Genomic DNA, 16,131 nt, shown 5'->3' on the forward strand with positions numbered 1-16,131 from the left:
GCCACGGCTTCGTGACGCCGGCCCCGCTTCAGGCCAGGACCGTGTCCTCCGGGGTGATGATGAGCTGCGGCGAATCCGGGTCCTGCGGCTCGGCATCCGCGGCACGGCGCTCGTAGAAGACGAAAACGTCGTCCTGCAGATGTTGCGTATCCGTGTTGCGGAGGATGATGTCGGCGAGGCTGGTGTGCTGGATCTCCTCCAGCGTCGCAGCATCGAAGCCCTGGTTCTCATACCAGAGCGGATCGCCGTCCCGGCTCCGCGTGAACTGGTCGGCGATGATCAGGCCGAAGGTCTCGCCGATGAAAGCGCCCGGCATGGTCCGCTCCGCCAGACCCCCGGTCCAGAGATCGATCGCATCGACCGAGCTATAGACCTGGCGCAGCGCATCCACCGTGCCCTGGTCGTCGGTGATCTGGCCGAACTCGGTATAGGGGTCGAGATGCAGCGCTTCCCGCATCCCGTTCAGCGTCGGCAGGCCAAGGTCGCGGCCGCGCTGGATGTTGATGGCGGCGAGGTCGAGGCCGACCGGCGGGTCGAACAGGAAATTCCGCAGGTCATCCACGATCCGCACATCGAGCGACTGCGACAAATCCGCCGCGAGATGCCGCAGGAACCCGTCCGCGCCGCCATCCTCGGCGAAGGCCTCGGGCGAGAGGAAGAAGGTGTCGCGCAGCAGGATCTCGCCGGAGGGATTGCCGAATTCGTCCAGCCTCTCGGTGCGCGGCGAGACGATGGAGTGGCCGAAGCGATAGGCGGCGCCGGCGAATTCGATGGCCATGCGCGGATCGACCGAGGGATCGTAGCCGTCATACTCGCCCGGGGCGAGGCTGCCGAGGAGATGCGGCAGGAACTCGGCATAGGTGATGTGCTCGATCTCGGCCGTGACGATGGCGCGGGCCTGGTCGAAGAGCTCGTTGCCGGTCAGGCTCGGATCGGCCGCATGCAGCCGGTCCACCTGCCAATTGTGCTCGCGGACGAAAAGGGTCTGCAGGGCGGTCAGCGAGGGGTTCTCATCCGCCCGCCCATCGCCCGCGAGATGGCCCGGCAGGCCGCCTTCATTGGTTTGGGTATTCTCCCCGGTCGGGTCGATCGGAGCCAGCGGGAGGTTGTTGCCCTCCGAGGTCCGCATATGGCCGTCCGGCGTGCGCAGCCGCTCCGTCAGCTGGATCGTCGAGCCATAGACCATCGAGGCGTCGATCCAGCCGGTGACCGCATTCACCGGCTGGCCGGAGGCATCGGCATCGGCGCGGCTCATCGGGATGATGCTGCCCGGCAGCAGCCGCGTGTCATCGGCAGGGACCGTAATGTCGATCCGTGCGCCGGTGCGGGCATCGGCCGTCAGGTTGATGTCGTGGTCGATGAACTGACCCCAGGCATACATCATGCCCGAGAAGCCCTGCGGGTTCTCCTCCAGCGCATTGCCTTCGCCGACGACGATGTTGCTGATCACGCGCGGGTTGGGCCCGTCCACGAGACCGCGTTGGTCGTCTGCGTAATGGGCGGGGGCGATGCGCAGGAAAGGAGTATTGGTGACGTTGACCGTGCTCTCGGGCAGGCTCTCGAGCGAGCCGTTGAAGGTTCTGTATAACATAGGCGCTTCCTCGTTTTTCTGAGGGGCGGCCAGCGCGGGGGGGCGCTTGACGGGCGGCGGGCCAGAACGCCGACGGTCGGCCAAGTCCAGTTCGCTTGAACTTGATAGAAACCCGGGTCAATCCGGCGGACAGGTTCCTCACGTAATCGTATACGTTTCCTCAACCCCGAGGCGGAGGGGTGTCGGGCCAAGCCCACGACTCCGGCAAGAGGACATGGACCACTTTGCAAAAGGTCTATTTGGGACATGGTGGGCGTTGACGCCTGCCCCTGCCCGGGGCGAGCCTCTTCCCCTATCGCCCGCCGGTGGAGATCCCGATGAGCCCGCTCGACCACGCCCCGCTCCGCAACAGCGACCTCGATGCGGCGTTGGCCGAGGCGCATGCCGCCTATGCCGCGGCCCGGCCGCGCAGCGCCGAGATCCATGCCCGCGCCCGGGAGTTGCTGCCCGGCGGCAATACCCGCAGCGTGCTGTTCTACACCCCCTTCCCCACCGCCATGGTCCGCGGCGAGGGCTGCCGGCTCTGGGATGCCGATGGGCACGAATATCTGGACCTGCTCGGCGAATACACCGCCGGGCTGTTCGGCCATTCCGAACAGCGCATCCTGGATGCGGTGCGGGGCGCGCTGGAGCGGGGCATCAACCTCGCCTCGGTCGGCGAGGCGGAGGCGCGGCTGGCCGGGCTGATCGTCGGCCGCTTTCCCTCGATCGAGCTGGTGCGCTTCACCAATAGCGGGACCGAGGCCAATCTCATGGCCCTCGCCGCGGCGCGCGGCTTCACCGGCCGGGTGAAGACCATGGTCATGCGCGGCGGCTACCACGGCGGCGTGCTGACCTTCGCCAGCGAGCGGAACCCGGTCAACGTCCCGATCCCGCTGGCCTTCACCGACTACAACGACCCCGAGGCGGCGATGCGCGACATCCTGGCCGAGGGCGAGGAGCTGGCGGCGGTGCTGGTGGAGCCGATGCTCGGCTCCGGCGGCTGCATCCCGGCGAGCCGGGAATTCCTCCAGGCCCTGCGGGACGCGACCCGGCAAACCGGCGCGGTGCTGATCTTCGACGAGGTCATGACCAGCCGGCACGGCCGCGGCGGCTTGCAGGAAAGGCTGGGGGTGATCCCCGACATGACCACCCTCGGCAAATACATGGCCGGCGGGATGAGCTTCGGCGCCTTCGGCGGCCGGGCCGATATCATGTCCGTCTTCGACGGCCACCGGCCGGGCACGCTGCCGCATGCCGGGACCTTCAACAACAATGTCTGGTCCATGGCCGCCGGCTGCGTCGCCATGGGCGAGATCTTCGACAGCCCGACCGCCGAGGCGCTCTTTGCCCGGGGCGAGGCGCTGCGGACGGCGCTGAATGCGGCCTGCGCCGGGGTGCCGATGCAGTTCACCGGCCATGGCTCGATGCTGAACGTGCATTTCCGCCGCGGCCCGATCACCGGGCCCTATGCCGCGACCGAGGCGGAGAACAAGCTGCGGGAGCTGTTCTTCTTCGACATGCTGGGGATGGGCATCTACCTCGCCCGGCGCGGGATGGCGGCGCTCAGCCTGCCGGTGACGGAGGCGGACTGCGCCCGTTACGTCGCCGCGGTCGAGGAGTTCGCTGCGGCGCGGCAACCGCTGCTGGCCGAAGCGGGCGGGGCGGCGTAGCTTCGCCCCTCGCCCAGGAGAGCCCATCCATGCCGCATTCCGTCCCCGCCGCGGCTCGCCGCGCGCCCAACCAGGCGCGGCGCGTGATGCTGCTGACCGGCGCCTCGCGCGGGATCGGCCATGCCACGGTGAAGGTCTTCTCCGCCGCCGGCTGGCGGGTCATCACCGTCTCCCGCCAGCCCTTTCCCGAGGAATGCCCCTGGGAGATGGGGCCGGAGGATCATATCCAGGCCGATCTCTCCGATGCCGCCGATACCGTGCGGGCAATCGAGGAGATCCGCGAGCGGCTGATCCCGGATGAGGGGCGGTTGGATGCGCTGGTGAACAATGCCGGCATCTCGCCCAAGGGCCCGGGCGGGGCGCGGCTCGGGACGATCGATACCGCCATCGATGACTGGAAATGGGTGTTCCAGGTGAATTTCTTCTCCTCGATCATGCTGGCCCGCGGCCTGCTGGAGGAGTTGAAGAAGACCCGTGGGGCGGTGGTGAACGTCACCAGCATCGCGGGCAGCAAGGTGCATCCCTTCGCCGGCGCGGCCTATGCGACCTCGAAGGCGGCGCTGATGTCGCTGACGCGGGAGATGGCGCATGACTTCGGGCCTTTCGGCATCCGGGTGAACGCGATCTCGCCCGGGGAGATCGATACCTCGATCCTCTCACCCGGGACGGAGAAGATCGTCGAGGAGCAGATCCCGATGCGCCGGCTCGGCAAGCCGGCCGAGGTGGCGAAGGCGATCTACTTCCTCTGCTCCGACGCGTCCTCCTACGTGAACGGCGCCGAGATCCACATCAATGGCGGCCAGCACGTCTGACCGAACACTCCTCGCACCCGGACGATGCAGGTCTTCGTTCCCGACACGCCTCATCAAGCTCACTCAGGATTCTCTGGCCGGCCTGAAGAGCGGCGCGACTAACGCGTCCAGTCTAGGCCAATGCGAATCCACTCTCAGCCACACCATTCGGCGAAGTTGCTGCAAAGAACTAAGCCTACAGTTCCGACTTGATCCCAATCGCGTCATAGTTGGCCCCATACATTCGCAGAAGCGAACTAGATGCGTTGTCTGGAGGGCCGAAATTAGCCTGCATGCAAACGGCAGGGCTAACAACAGCCCCGCAGGAAGGGATTCGAAATGCGCCAAACTGTTCGTCTGATGCTCCTCCTATTTGTTCCGCTCCTGCTGTTGGCTGGATGCCAGCGCGACGGCCCTGCCGAACGTACCGGTCGTAGCATTGACCGCGGTGTTGATCGGATGACCCGTTAAAGGTCCGCCGTGGTGTGCGCTGCCTTTGGAGCGCACTTGGTTTCATTAAGCGGAGAGTAGCATGAACAACATCATCTACATTGTTGGACTGGTGGTCGTCGTAGTGGCCGTTCTGTCGTTTTTCGGACTGCGGTAGCGACAGGAATGCCGCCCGGTGGCAACACACCGCCACCGGGTGGATCCAAAAGTCGGACTCTTTTGGCAGAATGGCTCCGGGGCACACCCCACCGCTCCCGGCAGCAATCAGCCCCACTTCACTTACTCGTTCGTGGCCCGAACCAAACTGAATTCGCTGCGTATCTCCCCAGTGATTGTCCTCGTGGAAATAAGCGGGCTGGAGCACAGGTATGCACGAGCGATTTGTGGTCAGTTATATGGTGGAGTGGATGGGCACCCCTCGGGAGCGGCATTTTCCTACATTTGCAGCCGCCGTTGATTTTGCCAATCGGATCACGACGGACGGCACTACTACTTACCCTGACGTTGCGGCCATTACCCGCTTAACCCGGAAGCATAAGCATTGTGACTGGGAGCAAGACCAGAGCTTCGGAATCAGCGAAGTCAGTGGCGGGAAAAACCTCTCAATGCTGAATAACGGCATTATCCAGGATTATGCCTGGGGGCACGTATGAGAGCCGATTGAGAATGGGATAAATCCCCATTGGCAGAGGTGTCGCCACGCCAGCAAGCGCAGGATCTTGCGGCGTAGCGGCATTCTCAAATAGGCTCAGACAATGAAGCTAGAGCGGCTTCCGTGAGCCAGGCGAACGGAAAGCGCTCTAGCGGCCACCGCTCACCGGCAGCAGCGCCCCGGTGACATACCGGGCGGCGTCCGAGAGCAACCAGAGCACCGCCTCCGCCACCTCCTCCGCGCTGCCGCCGCGCTGCATCGGCACGCCGGGGGCGAGCCGAGTCACCCGGTCCGGCAACCCGGCCGCGGCATGCAGTTCGGTGTCGATCAGGCCAGGATTGACGGCATTCACCCGGATGCCCTCGGTCGCCAGCTCACGCGACAGGCCGATGGTCAGCGTATCCACCGCGCCCTTGCTGGCGGCGTAATGCACCCACTCCCCGCCCCCGCCGAGCGTCGAGGCGCGGGACGAGACATTGACGATGGCCCCGCCCTTGCCGCCATGCCGGGTGGACATGCGGCGGATCGCCTCGCGGCAGCAGGCGATGGTGCCGATGACATTGGTCCGGAGCACCACCTCCCAGACCTCGTCCGCGGTCTCGTCCAGCCTTCCGGTCGGGCCGGTGATCCCGGCATTGTTCACCAGCCCGTCGAGCCGGCCGAATTCGCGGTCGAGCATGGCGAAGCATGCGGCGCGTCCGGCAGGGTCGGCGATATCGGCCTGCAGGGCGACGGCACGGGCGCCGGCGGCACGTGCCGCCTCGGCGGTGGCCTCGGCGCGGGCCGCGTCGCTGCGATAGGTAAAAAGCAGGTCATGGCCCTGCGCCGCCAGACGGACCACCGCCGCGCCGATACCGCGGCCGCCACCGGTGACGAGGAGAACGGGACGGGACTCGATGGTCATCGGACTCTCCGGCGGCGAGGGGAACGGCGCAGCCTGCGCCGAGGCCGCGATGCTGTCACCCCATCGCAGGCCGGCAGTCAGGTCACCAGCCAGCCGAAGACCGCGGTCGCCGCCACCACCAGCAACAGGGCGCGGAGCAGGTGCATCACCTCCCCCTTCGCCTTGCCTTCTTCCGGTTTCGCCGTCCGGATCTGCCGGATCACCACGGCGTCGGGCTTCATGTCGTCCCGCACGGTACGTGTCGCCATCGCGCAACCCCTACCGAATGGTTGATGATCCGTCGACCATGGACCAAAGCGCCAGACGTGTAAACGATTTGGTTCCATCGGGTGCCAGGGTATCGATCCGGCTGCGCTGGCCAGGCGCGGCCGATCCGCGCATCCTCCCGCCAAGGCCTGGGGTGGCCGAAGCCCCGGCGCAGCGCAGCATGAGGGGACGGGACAGATGGGCATGAATCTTCACGCCTGGCCGGCGCAGCAGCGCGTTCGCCACGGCTTGCCGGTGGCGGAGGCCCTGCCGGCCGAGCTCGCGGATTGCCAGCGGGTGGTGCTGGCGACAACCCGCTCCCTCACCCGCAGCCGCATCGCCGAGGCGACGCGCAGCGCGATCGGGGACAGGCTCGTCGGCGAGTTCTCCGCCATGCGGGCGCATTCCCCGGTCGAGGATGTGCTGGCGCTCGCCGCCCTGCTGCGGGAGACGCGGGCGGATCGTATCGCCGCACTCGGTGGCGGCAGCGTCATCGATGGATCGAAGACGGCCTGCTTCGCGGTCTGGCGCGGCCTCGCCGATGGCGCGGCGCTGGTCGGCAGCGCCGTCTCGCGCGGCACGGATGCGGCACGGTGGGACGAGCCGGGGCTGCTGCCGCGCATCGTCGCCGTGCCGACCACCCTCTCGGCCGCCGAATTCGCGCCCAATGCCGGCTTCACCGATCTCGTGGCCGGGCGGAAATACCGGGCCCTGCATCCGATGCAGGTGCCGATCGCCGTGGTGCTCGACCCTGCGGCGACGCTGGAGACGCCGGCCGAGCTGCTGCTCTCCTCCGGCATCCGCGCGGTCGATCATGCGGCGGAGCGGCTTTGCGCCAATCAGCGCGCGCCCTTCTCCGATGCCGTCTCCCGCCAAGCGCTGGAGATGCTGGCGGTGGCGCTGCCGACCATCCAGCGCGATGCCGGCGACCTCGCGGCACGCGGCGCGGCGCAGCAGGCGATGTGGCTGTCGGTGATGGGCGGCTGGGCCGGCGTGCCGGTCGGGGCGAGCCATGGCATCGGCTATATCCTTGGCGGTGCCAAGGGCGTGCCGCATGGCATCACCTCCTGCCTCGGCCTGCCGGCGGTGATGCAATGGAATGAGCCGGTGAATGCCGAGCAGCAGGCGGTGGTCGCCAGGATCCTCGGCGGCGGCACGGCATCCGAGGCGCTGCGCGGCTTCATCCGCGGGCTCGGCCTGCCGACGACGCTGGCCGAGGTCGGCATCGGCCTCGAGGAGATTCCGGCCCTCGCCGCGAAATGGGATGGCAGCCCACCCATCGCCAGCAACCCGCGGAAGGTCAACGGGGCAGCGGATCTGGAGGCAATCCTCAGACTAATGGTCTAGACGCTCACGGTTCCTTGTGCGGTTCCTGCTTGCGCCATGCCTGCGCGAGGCGCCAGCATCCGCCACAACCGGCGCCAAGCCGGACAGGAGGAGGACGCCATGGAATTCGGCTATTTCATGATGCCGTCTCACCCGCCGGAGCGCGGGCTGAAGGAAGGGCATGACTTCGATCTCCAGGTGCTGCGCTGGCTCGACGAGCTGGGCTTCTCCGAAGCCTGGATCGGCGAGCACCATACCGCACCCTGGGAGCCGCATCCGGCGCCCGACCTCCTGATCGCGCAATCGCTGAAGGAGACCACGCGGCTGCGCATCGGCCCGGGCGGCTTCCTGCTGCCCTACCATCACCCGGCGGAGCTGGCGAACCGCGTTGCCATGCTCGACCATCTCTCCGGTGGCCGGCTGAATTTCGGCATCGCCGCCAGCGGCCTGCCGAGCGACTGGGCGATGTTCAATGTCGATGGCATGTCGGGCGCCAACCGCGAGATGACGCGCGAGGCACTCGACATTATCCTGAAGCTCTGGAGTTCGGACGGTCCCTTCCACTACGACGGCAAGTATTGGAAGGTCGACAAGCCCGACACGATGTTCGGCTTCCTCAAGCCGCATATCAAGCCGTTGCAGGCGCCGCATCCGCCGATCGGCGTCGCCGGGCTTTCCAAGAATTCCGACACGCTGAAGATGGCCGGCGAGCATGGCTTCCTGCCGATGAGCCTCAACCTCAACCCCGGCTATGTCACCAGCCATTGGGACAGCGTCGAGGCCGGAGCCCGCAAATCCGGCCGCACGCCGAGCCGGCGCGACTGGCGCCTGGTGCGCGAGGTCTTCGTCGCCGACACTGATGAGGAAGCCTGGCGGCTCTCGGTCGGCTCCATGATGGGGCGGATGATGGGCGAATACTTCCTGCCGCTGCTCGCCCAATTCGGCTTCAAGGACTATCTGAAGCACAGCCCCGAGGTGCCGGACAGCGACGTCACCGTGGACTACTGCGCCCGGCGCAATTGGCTGGTCGGCTCGCCGAAGACGGTCGCCGAGCGGCTGGAGCAGATCTACGAAGAGGTCGGCGGCTTCGGCCAGCTCTTGGTCTTCGGCTTCGACTATCTGGAGAACCCGGCCGCTTGGCGCAACTCGCTCCGGCTGTTGCAGGAAGAGGTGCTGCCTAAGGTCGCGCATCTCACTCCGGCAGCGGCCACGCCGGCCCTCGCAGCGCAGTAGCGCTTGCAGGAGCCAGGGCGGTGAGCCATGTCCTGCACATGAACGCGCATCTGGCTGCCGCCCTGCTCCTCACCCTCGCGCTGGCCGCCTGCGGCCCCGGCGGGCTGCAGGCCGGCGGCGAGTATTCCGGCCAGCCCGATACGGTGATCGGCAATACCGAGCGCAACATGGCGACCGGCGCCGTCACCAGCGAGGGCAGCATCTATGTCCGCCGCCAGGGCTACATGACGACGCCGGCGGAGCGCCTGCGCTACTGAGCTACCACAGCACCGGCACGTTATAGGCGGCGAAGGCGCGGTCGCAGGTGATGATGCGCCGCCCGCTGAGTTCTGCGGCGGCAATCAGCATCCGGTCCATCGGATCCGCATGGTGCGGCGGCAAGGCATTGGCCCGTTCCGCCATGTCCGGCTCGATCGGCAGCAGCCGGTAGCCATGATGCCGCAGCCAGCTGGTGAAGCTGCCTTGCGGCCCGAGCGGCAAGGGCGCCAGCCGTCCGGCCGAGACCTTCTTCGTGATCTCCCAGATGGTGATGGCGCTGACTGCCACATCGCCGCCGCGCATTGCCGCCATGGCCTTGGCGCTCATGCCGCGCCCGGCATCGGCGTGGAAGATGATCAGCGCGCAGGCATCGGCCAGAAAGGCTTCGTTCAAGCCTCCCAGCCCTCGGCCGCGGCTTCCTCGGCAGAGAGGGGGGCGAAGACGGCCGGGTCATAGGTGAAGCCGGCCCAGGCAGGCAGGCTGCGCCAATCCCCTGGCTCTCGCCGCACCGGCTGCTCGGCCGCCACCAGCCGGGCGACCGGCTTGCCATGCCGGGTGATCACCACCTCGTCCCCTGCCTCGACATCGGAGAGCAGGGCGGAGAGGTGCGTCTTGGCATCGTAGAGACTAGCGGCCTTTATCATGGCCCCTTTTAAGTCAGACCAATTTGTTGGTCAAGCAAACCGCTCCACAGCGAAGGGCGCGAGGTCGAGATTGGGCGCCGGCCCCAGCATCGCCTGGGCCAGCACCGCCCCGGTCGGCGCCGAGCCGGTGAGCCCCAGATGCCCGTGCCCGAAGGCGCACCAGAGGCCTGGCCAGCGCCGCACCGGCCCGATCACCGGCAGGCTGTCCGGCAGGCAGGGGCGGTGGCCCATCCAGAAGCCTTCTGCGCCTTCGACCCGTGCCTGGGGGAAAGCCATCCGCAGGTCGCGCAGCAGCAGCTCCGCCCGACGCGGCGTCGGCGGGTGGTCGAGCCCGCCGAACTCCACCGTCCCGGCGATGCGCAGCCCCTCCTCCATCGGCGAGATGAAGGCCTTGCGGTCGGCCGGCACCACCGGCCGCTGCACGTTGATCCCCGCCTCCGGCAGCATGACGTGGTAGCCGCGCTGGCTCTCGAGCGGGATGCGGATGCCGAGCGGCGCCAGCAGCCGCGCCGACCAGGCGCCGGCCGCCAGGACCACCGCATCCGCCGCGAGTGGGCCGGAGGCGGTGGCAACGCCGGTCACCCGCCCCTCCCCCGTCGTGACCGCCTGCACCGCCTCCTGCCGGACCGTCCCGCCCAGCCTTTCGATCCCGCGCGCCACCACCTCCGCCTGGCGGCGCGGATTCACGCTGCTGCCCTGCTCCGGGATGAAGACGCCGAGCGCGTAGTCGCCCCGCATATCGGGCTCCAGCGCGCGGATCGCCTCGGCACCGTCGAGGAATTCCAGCCGCATCCCGTGCTGCTGGCGCAGTTCCCAGCCGGCCGCATCCTTCGCGTAGTGGTCGCGGTCCCGGTAGAGATAGAGCTGCCCCGTCTCCCGGATCAGGTCCAGCGCGCCCTCCTCGGCGAGGATGCGCCGGTGCTGCTCCATCGCGCCGAAGAGCAGGCCCGACAGCGCCTCTGCGATCGACGCCACCCGCGCCGGCCGCGCGCTGGCGACGAAGCGGGCCAGCCAGGGCGCCGCCCGCAGCGCATAGCGCGCCGGGATATGCAGCGCGCCTTCCGGGTCCAGCAGCATCCCCGGCACCTGCTTCAGCACCCCCGGCATGGCGAGCGGCGCGACCGAGCCGGCGCTGATCGCCCCCGCATTGCCCGAGGAGGCGCCGCCGCCCGGTGGCCCCCCATCCAGCACCGTCACCGTCGCGCCCCCGCGCGCCAGATGCCAGGCGGTGCAAAGGCCGACGATCCCGGCCCCGATGACGATCACGCGCAAGCGGACTACTCCGGTTGGATGTTGCCGCGCCGGGCGATCCCGGCCCAGCGGGTCTGCTCGGCGGCGAGGAAGGCGCGAGTCGCCGCAGCATCGGCGCCGATCGGCTCCAGCCCGCGCTCGCGGAAGGCATCGGTCAGCGCTTCGCGCATCGCCGCCTGCACCGCGCTCTCGATCCGCGCCGCGATCGGCTCCGGCAGGCGGGCCGGCGCGGCGAGCGAGGCCCAGGTGCCGCCCGTCAGCCAGGGCATCCCCGCCTCCGCCGTGGTCGGCACCTCCGGCACCGCCGGCGCCCGCGTCGCGCGACACAGCGCCAAGGCCCGCAGCTTGCCGGAGGCCAGATGCGGCAGCCCGGCCGGGATGGTGTCGAAGCTGAACTGCACCTGGCCGGCCAGCAGGTCGGTCGTCAGCGGTGCGCTGCCGCGATAGGGAATATGCGTCACCTCGATACCCGCCTCCGCCTTCAGCAGCTCGCCCAGCAGGTGCGGCGCCGTGCCATTGCCGAAGGAGCCGTAATTCAGCCGCCCCGGCCGCGCCTTGGCCAGCGCCACCAGCTCACCGAGACTCGCCGCCGGCAGGCCGGGATGGACCAGCACCAGGAAGGGCTGCTCGGTCAACAGGGCGAGCGGGGTGAAATCCTCCGCCGCATAGGGGATGGAGCGCAGCGTGGCGCGCGCGATCGCCATCTCAGCCGAGGCGCCGACCAGCAGCGTATGCCCATCGGGCGGCGACTTGGCGACGAGATCGGCGCCGATGGTGCCGCTGGCCCCTGGCCGGTTCTCGACAATCACCGGCTGGCCCCAGACCCGCCCCAGCCGCTCGGCCAACAGCCGGGCGACGACATCGGTGCTGCCGCCGGCGGGGTAACCGACCACCAGCCGCACCGGGCGGCTGGGGAAATCCGTCTGCGCCCGGGCCGGCCCGACAGTAGCCGCCGCCAGTCCCGCCAGCATCTGCCGCCGCTGCATGGCTTGGTTCCTCCCCCGCGGGATGGTCGGGCGGGAGGCGCTGCGGCGCAAGCTTGACCTGGGCGGTCGCCCGACCGAATCTCGGCGCTGGAGGATGCGGCCATGCAGATCACGCCGAACAATGCGGGCCTCGGGGCCCGGGTGGAGGGGATCGACCTCGCCCAACCCCTGGCGCCCGAGGGCTTCCGTACCCTGCTCCGGGCACTCGGCCAGTATGGAGTGCTCTGCTTCCCTCGCCAGGACCTCGACGCGCCGCAGCTTTCCGCCTTCGGCAGCCGCTTCGGCGAGCTGGAGGTGAATGTCGCCAACCTCTTCCACGCGCCCGGCCATCCGGAGGTGATGATCCTCTCGAACCGCCGCGATGCGGAGGGGCGACCGACCGGGCTGAACGATGCCGGCCAGGGCTGGCACACCGACATGTCCTATTCCGCCGAGATCGCCCTGGCCAATGCGCTGCATGCGAAGGAGGTGCCGATGCGGGACGGGCGGCCGCTCGGCAGCACGCAGTTCCGCAACATGCATGCCGCCTATGACGACCTGCCGGCCGAGGTGGTGCAGCGCCTCGAAGGCCGGGTCGCGATCCACGACTTCGAGAAATTCTGGGATGTCATGCGCATGCGCCCCGGCAGCATCCGCAAGCCGCTGACGCCCGAGCAGCGGGCGAAGAAGCCGCCCGTGCCGCAGCCGATCTTCCGCCTCCACCCGATCACCGGCCGCCGCATCCTGTACTGCAATCCCGGCTATGCCATGCGGATCAAGGGGTTGGAGGAGGCCGAGAGCACCGCCCTGCTGGAATACCTGTTCCGCCACCAGGCGCAGGAGAAATACCTCTACAGCCATGACTGGACGCCGGGCGACCTGCTGATGTGGGACAATATCGGCACCGTCCACAATGCGGTGGCCGATTACGGGCCGGAGGAGCCGCGCAGCATCCTCCGCGTCCAGGTGATGGCGACGCTCGACTACGCCGCGCTGGCCGCCTGAGATGAAGCTGGCAAGTTTCCGCGACGGCATCGGCGCCGTGCTCGGCGAGGCGATCGTGCCCTTGCAACCCGCGCTCGATGCCGCCTGCGCCGCGGCGGGACAGCCGCCGGAGCTGCTGCCGCCGACCATGCTCGGCCTGCTCGAGGCCGGCGAGGCGGCGCTGGTCTCGGCGGCGCGGGCGGTGGCCTATGCGGCGCGGCCGGAGAATGCCGCGCTGCGCCGTCCCCTCGCTTCCGTCGCGCTGGGGGCGCCGCTGCGGCCGGGCAAGATCCTCGGTGTCGGGCGCAACTATGCCGACCATGCGAAGGAGGTCGGCGGGCCTAAGCTGACGGCGCCGCGCATTTTCCTGAAGCCCACCTCCTCGGTCTGCGGTCCGGGCAGCCTGGTCCGCATCCCGCGCAGCGTGACCAAGCCGGATTGGGAGGCGGAGCTCGGCGTCGTCATCGGCCGCCCGGCCTGGCGGGTGAGCGAGGGCACGGCGCTCGACCATGTCGCCGGCTACACCGTGCTGAACGACCTCTCGGCGCGGGAATTCCAGTTCGACCAGCCGCTCGCCATGACCAGCTTCGCCAAGGGGCTGGACGGCTTCTGCCCGATGGGCCCCTGGATCGTGACGGCCGACGAGGTGGGCGAGCCCTGGCAGCTCGGCCTCCGCTGCTGGCTGAACGGGGAGCTGGTGCAGGAGGGCAATACGCGCGACCTGATCTTCAGCGTCGCCGCGCTGATTGCCTGGCTCTCCCGCACCATGGAATTGCAGCCGGGCGACGTGATCGCCACCGGCACGCCCGCCGGCTCCGGCCATTTCCGCGACCCGCCGCGCTATCTCCGCCCCGGCGACCGGCTGCGGATGGAGGTGGAGCGCGTCGGCGTGCTGGAACACGGGATCGGAGAACCGCGATGAAGGCCGTCCTAGCCCTCGGCCTCGCGCTGCTGGCTGGCAGCGCCGCCGCCCAGCCGCGGGCGCCCGGCACCGACTACCCGTCCCGCCCGGTGCGGATCGTCGTCGCCCTCGCCCCGGGCGGCAATGCCGATCTCAATGCGCGGCTGGTGGCGACGCAGCTCTCGGCCCAGCTCGGCCAGCAATTCGTGGTGGAGAACCGGCCTTCCGGCGGCGGCACCGTCGCCTTCGAGACGGTCGCGGCGACGCCGCCCGATGGCTATGCGCTGCTGGTCGGCGCGCTGGGCTCGCATACGCTGAATGTCGGCCTCTATGGCGACAGGCTGCGGGTGCATCCGCTGACTGGCGTGGACCACATCACCATCAGCAGCCATTCGGCGATCGCGGTCGCGGTGAACCCGGCGCTCGGCGTTCGCACATTGCAGGAATTCGCCGCGCTGCTGCGGGCCAATCCGGGCAAATACGATTACGGCTCCTCCGGCAACGGCACCACCGGGCATATCGCGGGTGCGATGCTGGTGCAGCTGCTCGGCGTGCAGGCGCAGCACGTGCCCTATCGCGGCTCGGCCGCCGCCTTCACCGATCTGGCGGCGGGGCGGACGGCCTTCCAGGCGGACACCATCTCCTTCCTCTCGGACCATATCCGCTCCGGCACCGTGCGCGGCATCGTCATCGCCACGCCCGAACGCTCCCCCATGGCGCCGGAGGTGCCGACCAGCGCCGAGGCCGGGCTGCCGGCCTATCAGGCGACGACCTGGACGCCCTGGTCCACCACCCTCGGCACGCCGGCCCCGATCCGCCAGTTCCTGTATGAGCAGATCGCCGAGGCGCTGCGCGTGCCGGCGGTGCGGGAAAGGCTGATCGGCCTCGGCAACACCATCCCCGACGGGATGACGCCGGAGCGGACCCGCGACTTCATCGCCGCCGAGATCGACCGCTGGGTGCCCATCGTGCGCGCCACCGGCGCGGGAGTGGATTAGATGGCCAAGAACGTCTCCAGCGGCCGGCCCGTCCCGGCCGAGCGCATCCGCGCCCAGATCGAGGCCATCCTGACGGCCTGGGGCATGCCGGCGCCGGCCGCCGCGACCACCGCCGGCATCATGCTCGAGACCGACCTGATGGGCATCGACAGCCACGGCGTCTCGATGCTGATGGCCTATGAGGAAGGCGTGCGCGCCGGCCGCATCCAGCTTACCGCCGAGCCGCGGGTCCTGCGCGACACGGGCCCGACTGCATTGCTGGATGCCGGGGCCGGGCTCGGCCATCCCGTCTCCGTCCGGGCGATGGAGCTCGCGGTGGACAAGGCGAAGCAATTCGGCGTCGGCGTGGTGGGGGTGGTCAACAGCCACCATTTCGGCGCGGCCGGCGCCTATGCCCGGCTGGCCTCGGCGCGCGGCGTGATCGGCCTCGTCACCAGCTCGGCCCGCGGCGTGATCATGGTGCCGACCCGCGGCGCCATGCCGGTGCTGGGCACCAACCCCATCGCCTTCGCCGCCCCGGCCGGGCACAACCCGCCCTTCGTGCTCGACATGGCGACGACGACGGTTGCGGCCAACAAGGTGAAGGTCCACCACTTGAACGACGCCCCGCTGCCGGAGGGCTGGGTGATGGACGGCGCCGGCCGGCCGGTGACCGACCCGCATGAGGGCAATGCGCTGGTCTTCCAGCGCCCGGAAGGCGGCATCACCCCGCTCGGCGGGACCGAGATGCAGGGCAGCGCCAAGGGCTATGGCCTGGCGCTGATGGTGCAGGTGCTGGCCGGGACCCTGACCGGGGCGAGCTTCGCCGCGCTCGACGGCCGCAACCGGGGACCGGGCGAGCCGCAGAATATCGGCCATTTCTTCCTCGCCCTCGACCCGGCGGCCTTCCGCGCGCCGGAGGGTTTCGCCGCGGATCTCGATGCCGCGCTCGACCACCTCCACGCCACCCCGCCCGCCGACCCGGCCGAGCCGGTGCTGGTGCCGGGCGAGCCGGAGGCGATCATGCGCGCCCGGCGCCTGGCAGAGGGAGTGCCGGTGCCGGAGAGCCTCGATTCCCTGATCCAGGGCATCTGCGGCCGCTGCGGCGCCCCCTATCTGCTGCGGCCGAATGCCTGAGGTTCTGGGCCACGATGGGTAATCGTGGATTGCGGTCCGGTGTATTATTTCGTCTCGTGATCCACGCTTCCGGCTGATACAGCCCGCGGCGATCGCGCTTTGGCCCTCGCTCAGGGGTTGCTTTGTGGTCCCCTCCCGTTCTTGATTGGCGGGAGCGGGGAGGCGTCAA

General features: G+C 69.1%; 17 protein-coding genes. 10 read left to right on the forward strand and 7 right to left on the reverse strand.

Translation table 11 applies throughout. From position 1 onward, the window contains the following. Positions 1-28: 28 nt before the first annotated feature. Positions 29-1,591, reverse strand: coding sequence for a peroxidase family protein (locus JMJ55_RS11500; protein ID WP_202825698.1), 1,563 nt, complete (start codon positions 1,589-1,591; stop codon positions 29-31). Positions 1,592-1,908: 317 nt separating this feature from the next. Between JMJ55_RS11500 and JMJ55_RS11505 the strand changes: the two genes are divergently transcribed. The 3 genes from JMJ55_RS11505 (at position 1,909) to JMJ55_RS11515 (ending at position 5,137) form a co-directional block, all read left to right on the forward strand. Then, a complete protein-coding gene (locus tag JMJ55_RS11505) occupies positions 1,909-3,243 on the forward strand; it encodes an aspartate aminotransferase family protein (RefSeq protein ID WP_202825699.1) in 1,335 nt (444 codons plus the stop codon). 29 nt (positions 3,244-3,272) lie between these two features. Further along, positions 3,273-4,055, forward strand: a complete 783-nt coding sequence (locus tag JMJ55_RS11510; RefSeq protein WP_202825700.1) for an SDR family NAD(P)-dependent oxidoreductase — start codon at positions 3,273-3,275, stop codon at positions 4,053-4,055. A gap of 797 nt (positions 4,056-4,852) precedes the next feature. Beyond that, positions 4,853-5,137 (forward strand): hypothetical protein, encoded by a 285-nt coding sequence (locus JMJ55_RS11515; RefSeq protein WP_202825701.1) that lies wholly within the window; start codon positions 4,853-4,855, stop codon positions 5,135-5,137. Between the two features lie 147 nt (positions 5,138-5,284). Here the strand turns inward: JMJ55_RS11515 and JMJ55_RS11520 are convergent, their stop codons facing one another. After that, entirely contained in the window at positions 5,285-6,040 is a 756-nt protein-coding gene (locus JMJ55_RS11520) for an SDR family oxidoreductase (protein ID WP_202825702.1), read from the reverse strand. A 77-nt stretch (positions 6,041-6,117) separates the two neighbouring features. Continuing rightward, positions 6,118-6,288, reverse strand: a complete 171-nt coding sequence (locus JMJ55_RS11525; RefSeq protein ID WP_202825703.1) for a hypothetical protein — start codon at positions 6,286-6,288, stop codon at positions 6,118-6,120. A 202-nt stretch (positions 6,289-6,490) separates the two neighbouring features. On the opposite strand from JMJ55_RS11525, the gene JMJ55_RS11530 reads away from it, so the two are divergent. From JMJ55_RS11530 to JMJ55_RS11540, 3 genes are all read left to right on the forward strand, one after another. Next, on the forward strand, positions 6,491-7,633 hold the full coding sequence (locus tag JMJ55_RS11530) for an iron-containing alcohol dehydrogenase (RefSeq protein WP_202825704.1): 1,143 nt from the start codon (positions 6,491-6,493) through the stop codon (positions 7,631-7,633). Positions 7,634-7,732: 99 nt separating this feature from the next. Further along, complete coding sequence (locus tag JMJ55_RS11535) at positions 7,733-8,845, forward strand: LLM class flavin-dependent oxidoreductase (RefSeq protein WP_202825705.1); 1,113 nt, start codon at positions 7,733-7,735, stop codon at positions 8,843-8,845. Between the two features lie 20 nt (positions 8,846-8,865). Beyond that, positions 8,866-9,102: a hypothetical protein gene (locus tag JMJ55_RS11540; protein WP_202825706.1), complete on the forward strand. Its 237-nt coding sequence runs from the start codon at positions 8,866-8,868 to the stop codon at positions 9,100-9,102. Position 9,103: 1 nt separating this feature from the next. Here the strand turns inward: JMJ55_RS11540 and JMJ55_RS11545 are convergent, their stop codons facing one another. The 4 genes from JMJ55_RS11545 to JMJ55_RS11560 are packed head-to-tail and all read right to left on the reverse strand — an operon-like array spanning position 9,104 to position 11,984. Then, positions 9,104-9,496, reverse strand: a complete 393-nt coding sequence (locus JMJ55_RS11545; RefSeq protein ID WP_202825707.1) for a type II toxin-antitoxin system VapC family toxin — start codon at positions 9,494-9,496, stop codon at positions 9,104-9,106. Next, a complete protein-coding gene (locus tag JMJ55_RS11550) occupies positions 9,493-9,747 on the reverse strand; it encodes a type II toxin-antitoxin system Phd/YefM family antitoxin (RefSeq protein WP_236033640.1) in 255 nt (84 codons plus the stop codon). The genes JMJ55_RS11545 and JMJ55_RS11550 overlap by 4 nt, the downstream gene beginning before the upstream one ends. Before the next feature lie 30 nt (positions 9,748-9,777). Further along, complete coding sequence (locus tag JMJ55_RS11555; RefSeq protein WP_328702632.1) at positions 9,778-11,013, reverse strand: NAD(P)/FAD-dependent oxidoreductase; 1,236 nt, start codon at positions 11,011-11,013, stop codon at positions 9,778-9,780. Between the two features lie 11 nt (positions 11,014-11,024). Next, positions 11,025-11,984, reverse strand: coding sequence for a Bug family tripartite tricarboxylate transporter substrate binding protein (locus JMJ55_RS11560; RefSeq protein ID WP_202825709.1), 960 nt, complete (start codon positions 11,982-11,984; stop codon positions 11,025-11,027). A gap of 102 nt (positions 11,985-12,086) precedes the next feature. On the opposite strand from JMJ55_RS11560, the gene JMJ55_RS11565 reads away from it, so the two are divergent. From JMJ55_RS11565 to JMJ55_RS11580, 4 genes are read left to right on the forward strand one after another with little or no spacing between them, the layout of a single operon-like run. After that, on the forward strand, positions 12,087-12,968 hold the full coding sequence (locus tag JMJ55_RS11565) for a TauD/TfdA dioxygenase family protein (RefSeq protein WP_202825710.1): 882 nt from the start codon (positions 12,087-12,089) through the stop codon (positions 12,966-12,968). Between the two features lies 1 nt (position 12,969). Further along, positions 12,970-13,869, forward strand: a complete 900-nt coding sequence (locus tag JMJ55_RS11570; RefSeq protein ID WP_202825711.1) for a fumarylacetoacetate hydrolase family protein — start codon at positions 12,970-12,972, stop codon at positions 13,867-13,869. Then, the gene (locus tag JMJ55_RS11575) at positions 13,866-14,846 is read left to right on the forward strand and encodes a Bug family tripartite tricarboxylate transporter substrate binding protein (RefSeq protein ID WP_202825712.1); all 981 of its coding nucleotides are present in this window, start codon (positions 13,866-13,868) and stop codon (positions 14,844-14,846) included. The genes JMJ55_RS11570 and JMJ55_RS11575 overlap by 4 nt, the downstream gene beginning before the upstream one ends. Beyond that, positions 14,847-15,962 (forward strand): Ldh family oxidoreductase, encoded by a 1,116-nt coding sequence (locus JMJ55_RS11580; RefSeq protein WP_202825713.1) that lies wholly within the window; start codon positions 14,847-14,849, stop codon positions 15,960-15,962. It begins immediately after the preceding gene. Positions 15,963-16,131: the final 169 nt, after the last annotated feature.

The sequence above is a fragment of the Belnapia mucosa genome (genome assembly GCF_016775475.1).
In the GTDB taxonomy this organism is placed as follows: domain Bacteria; phylum Pseudomonadota; class Alphaproteobacteria; order Acetobacterales; family Acetobacteraceae; genus Belnapia; species Belnapia mucosa.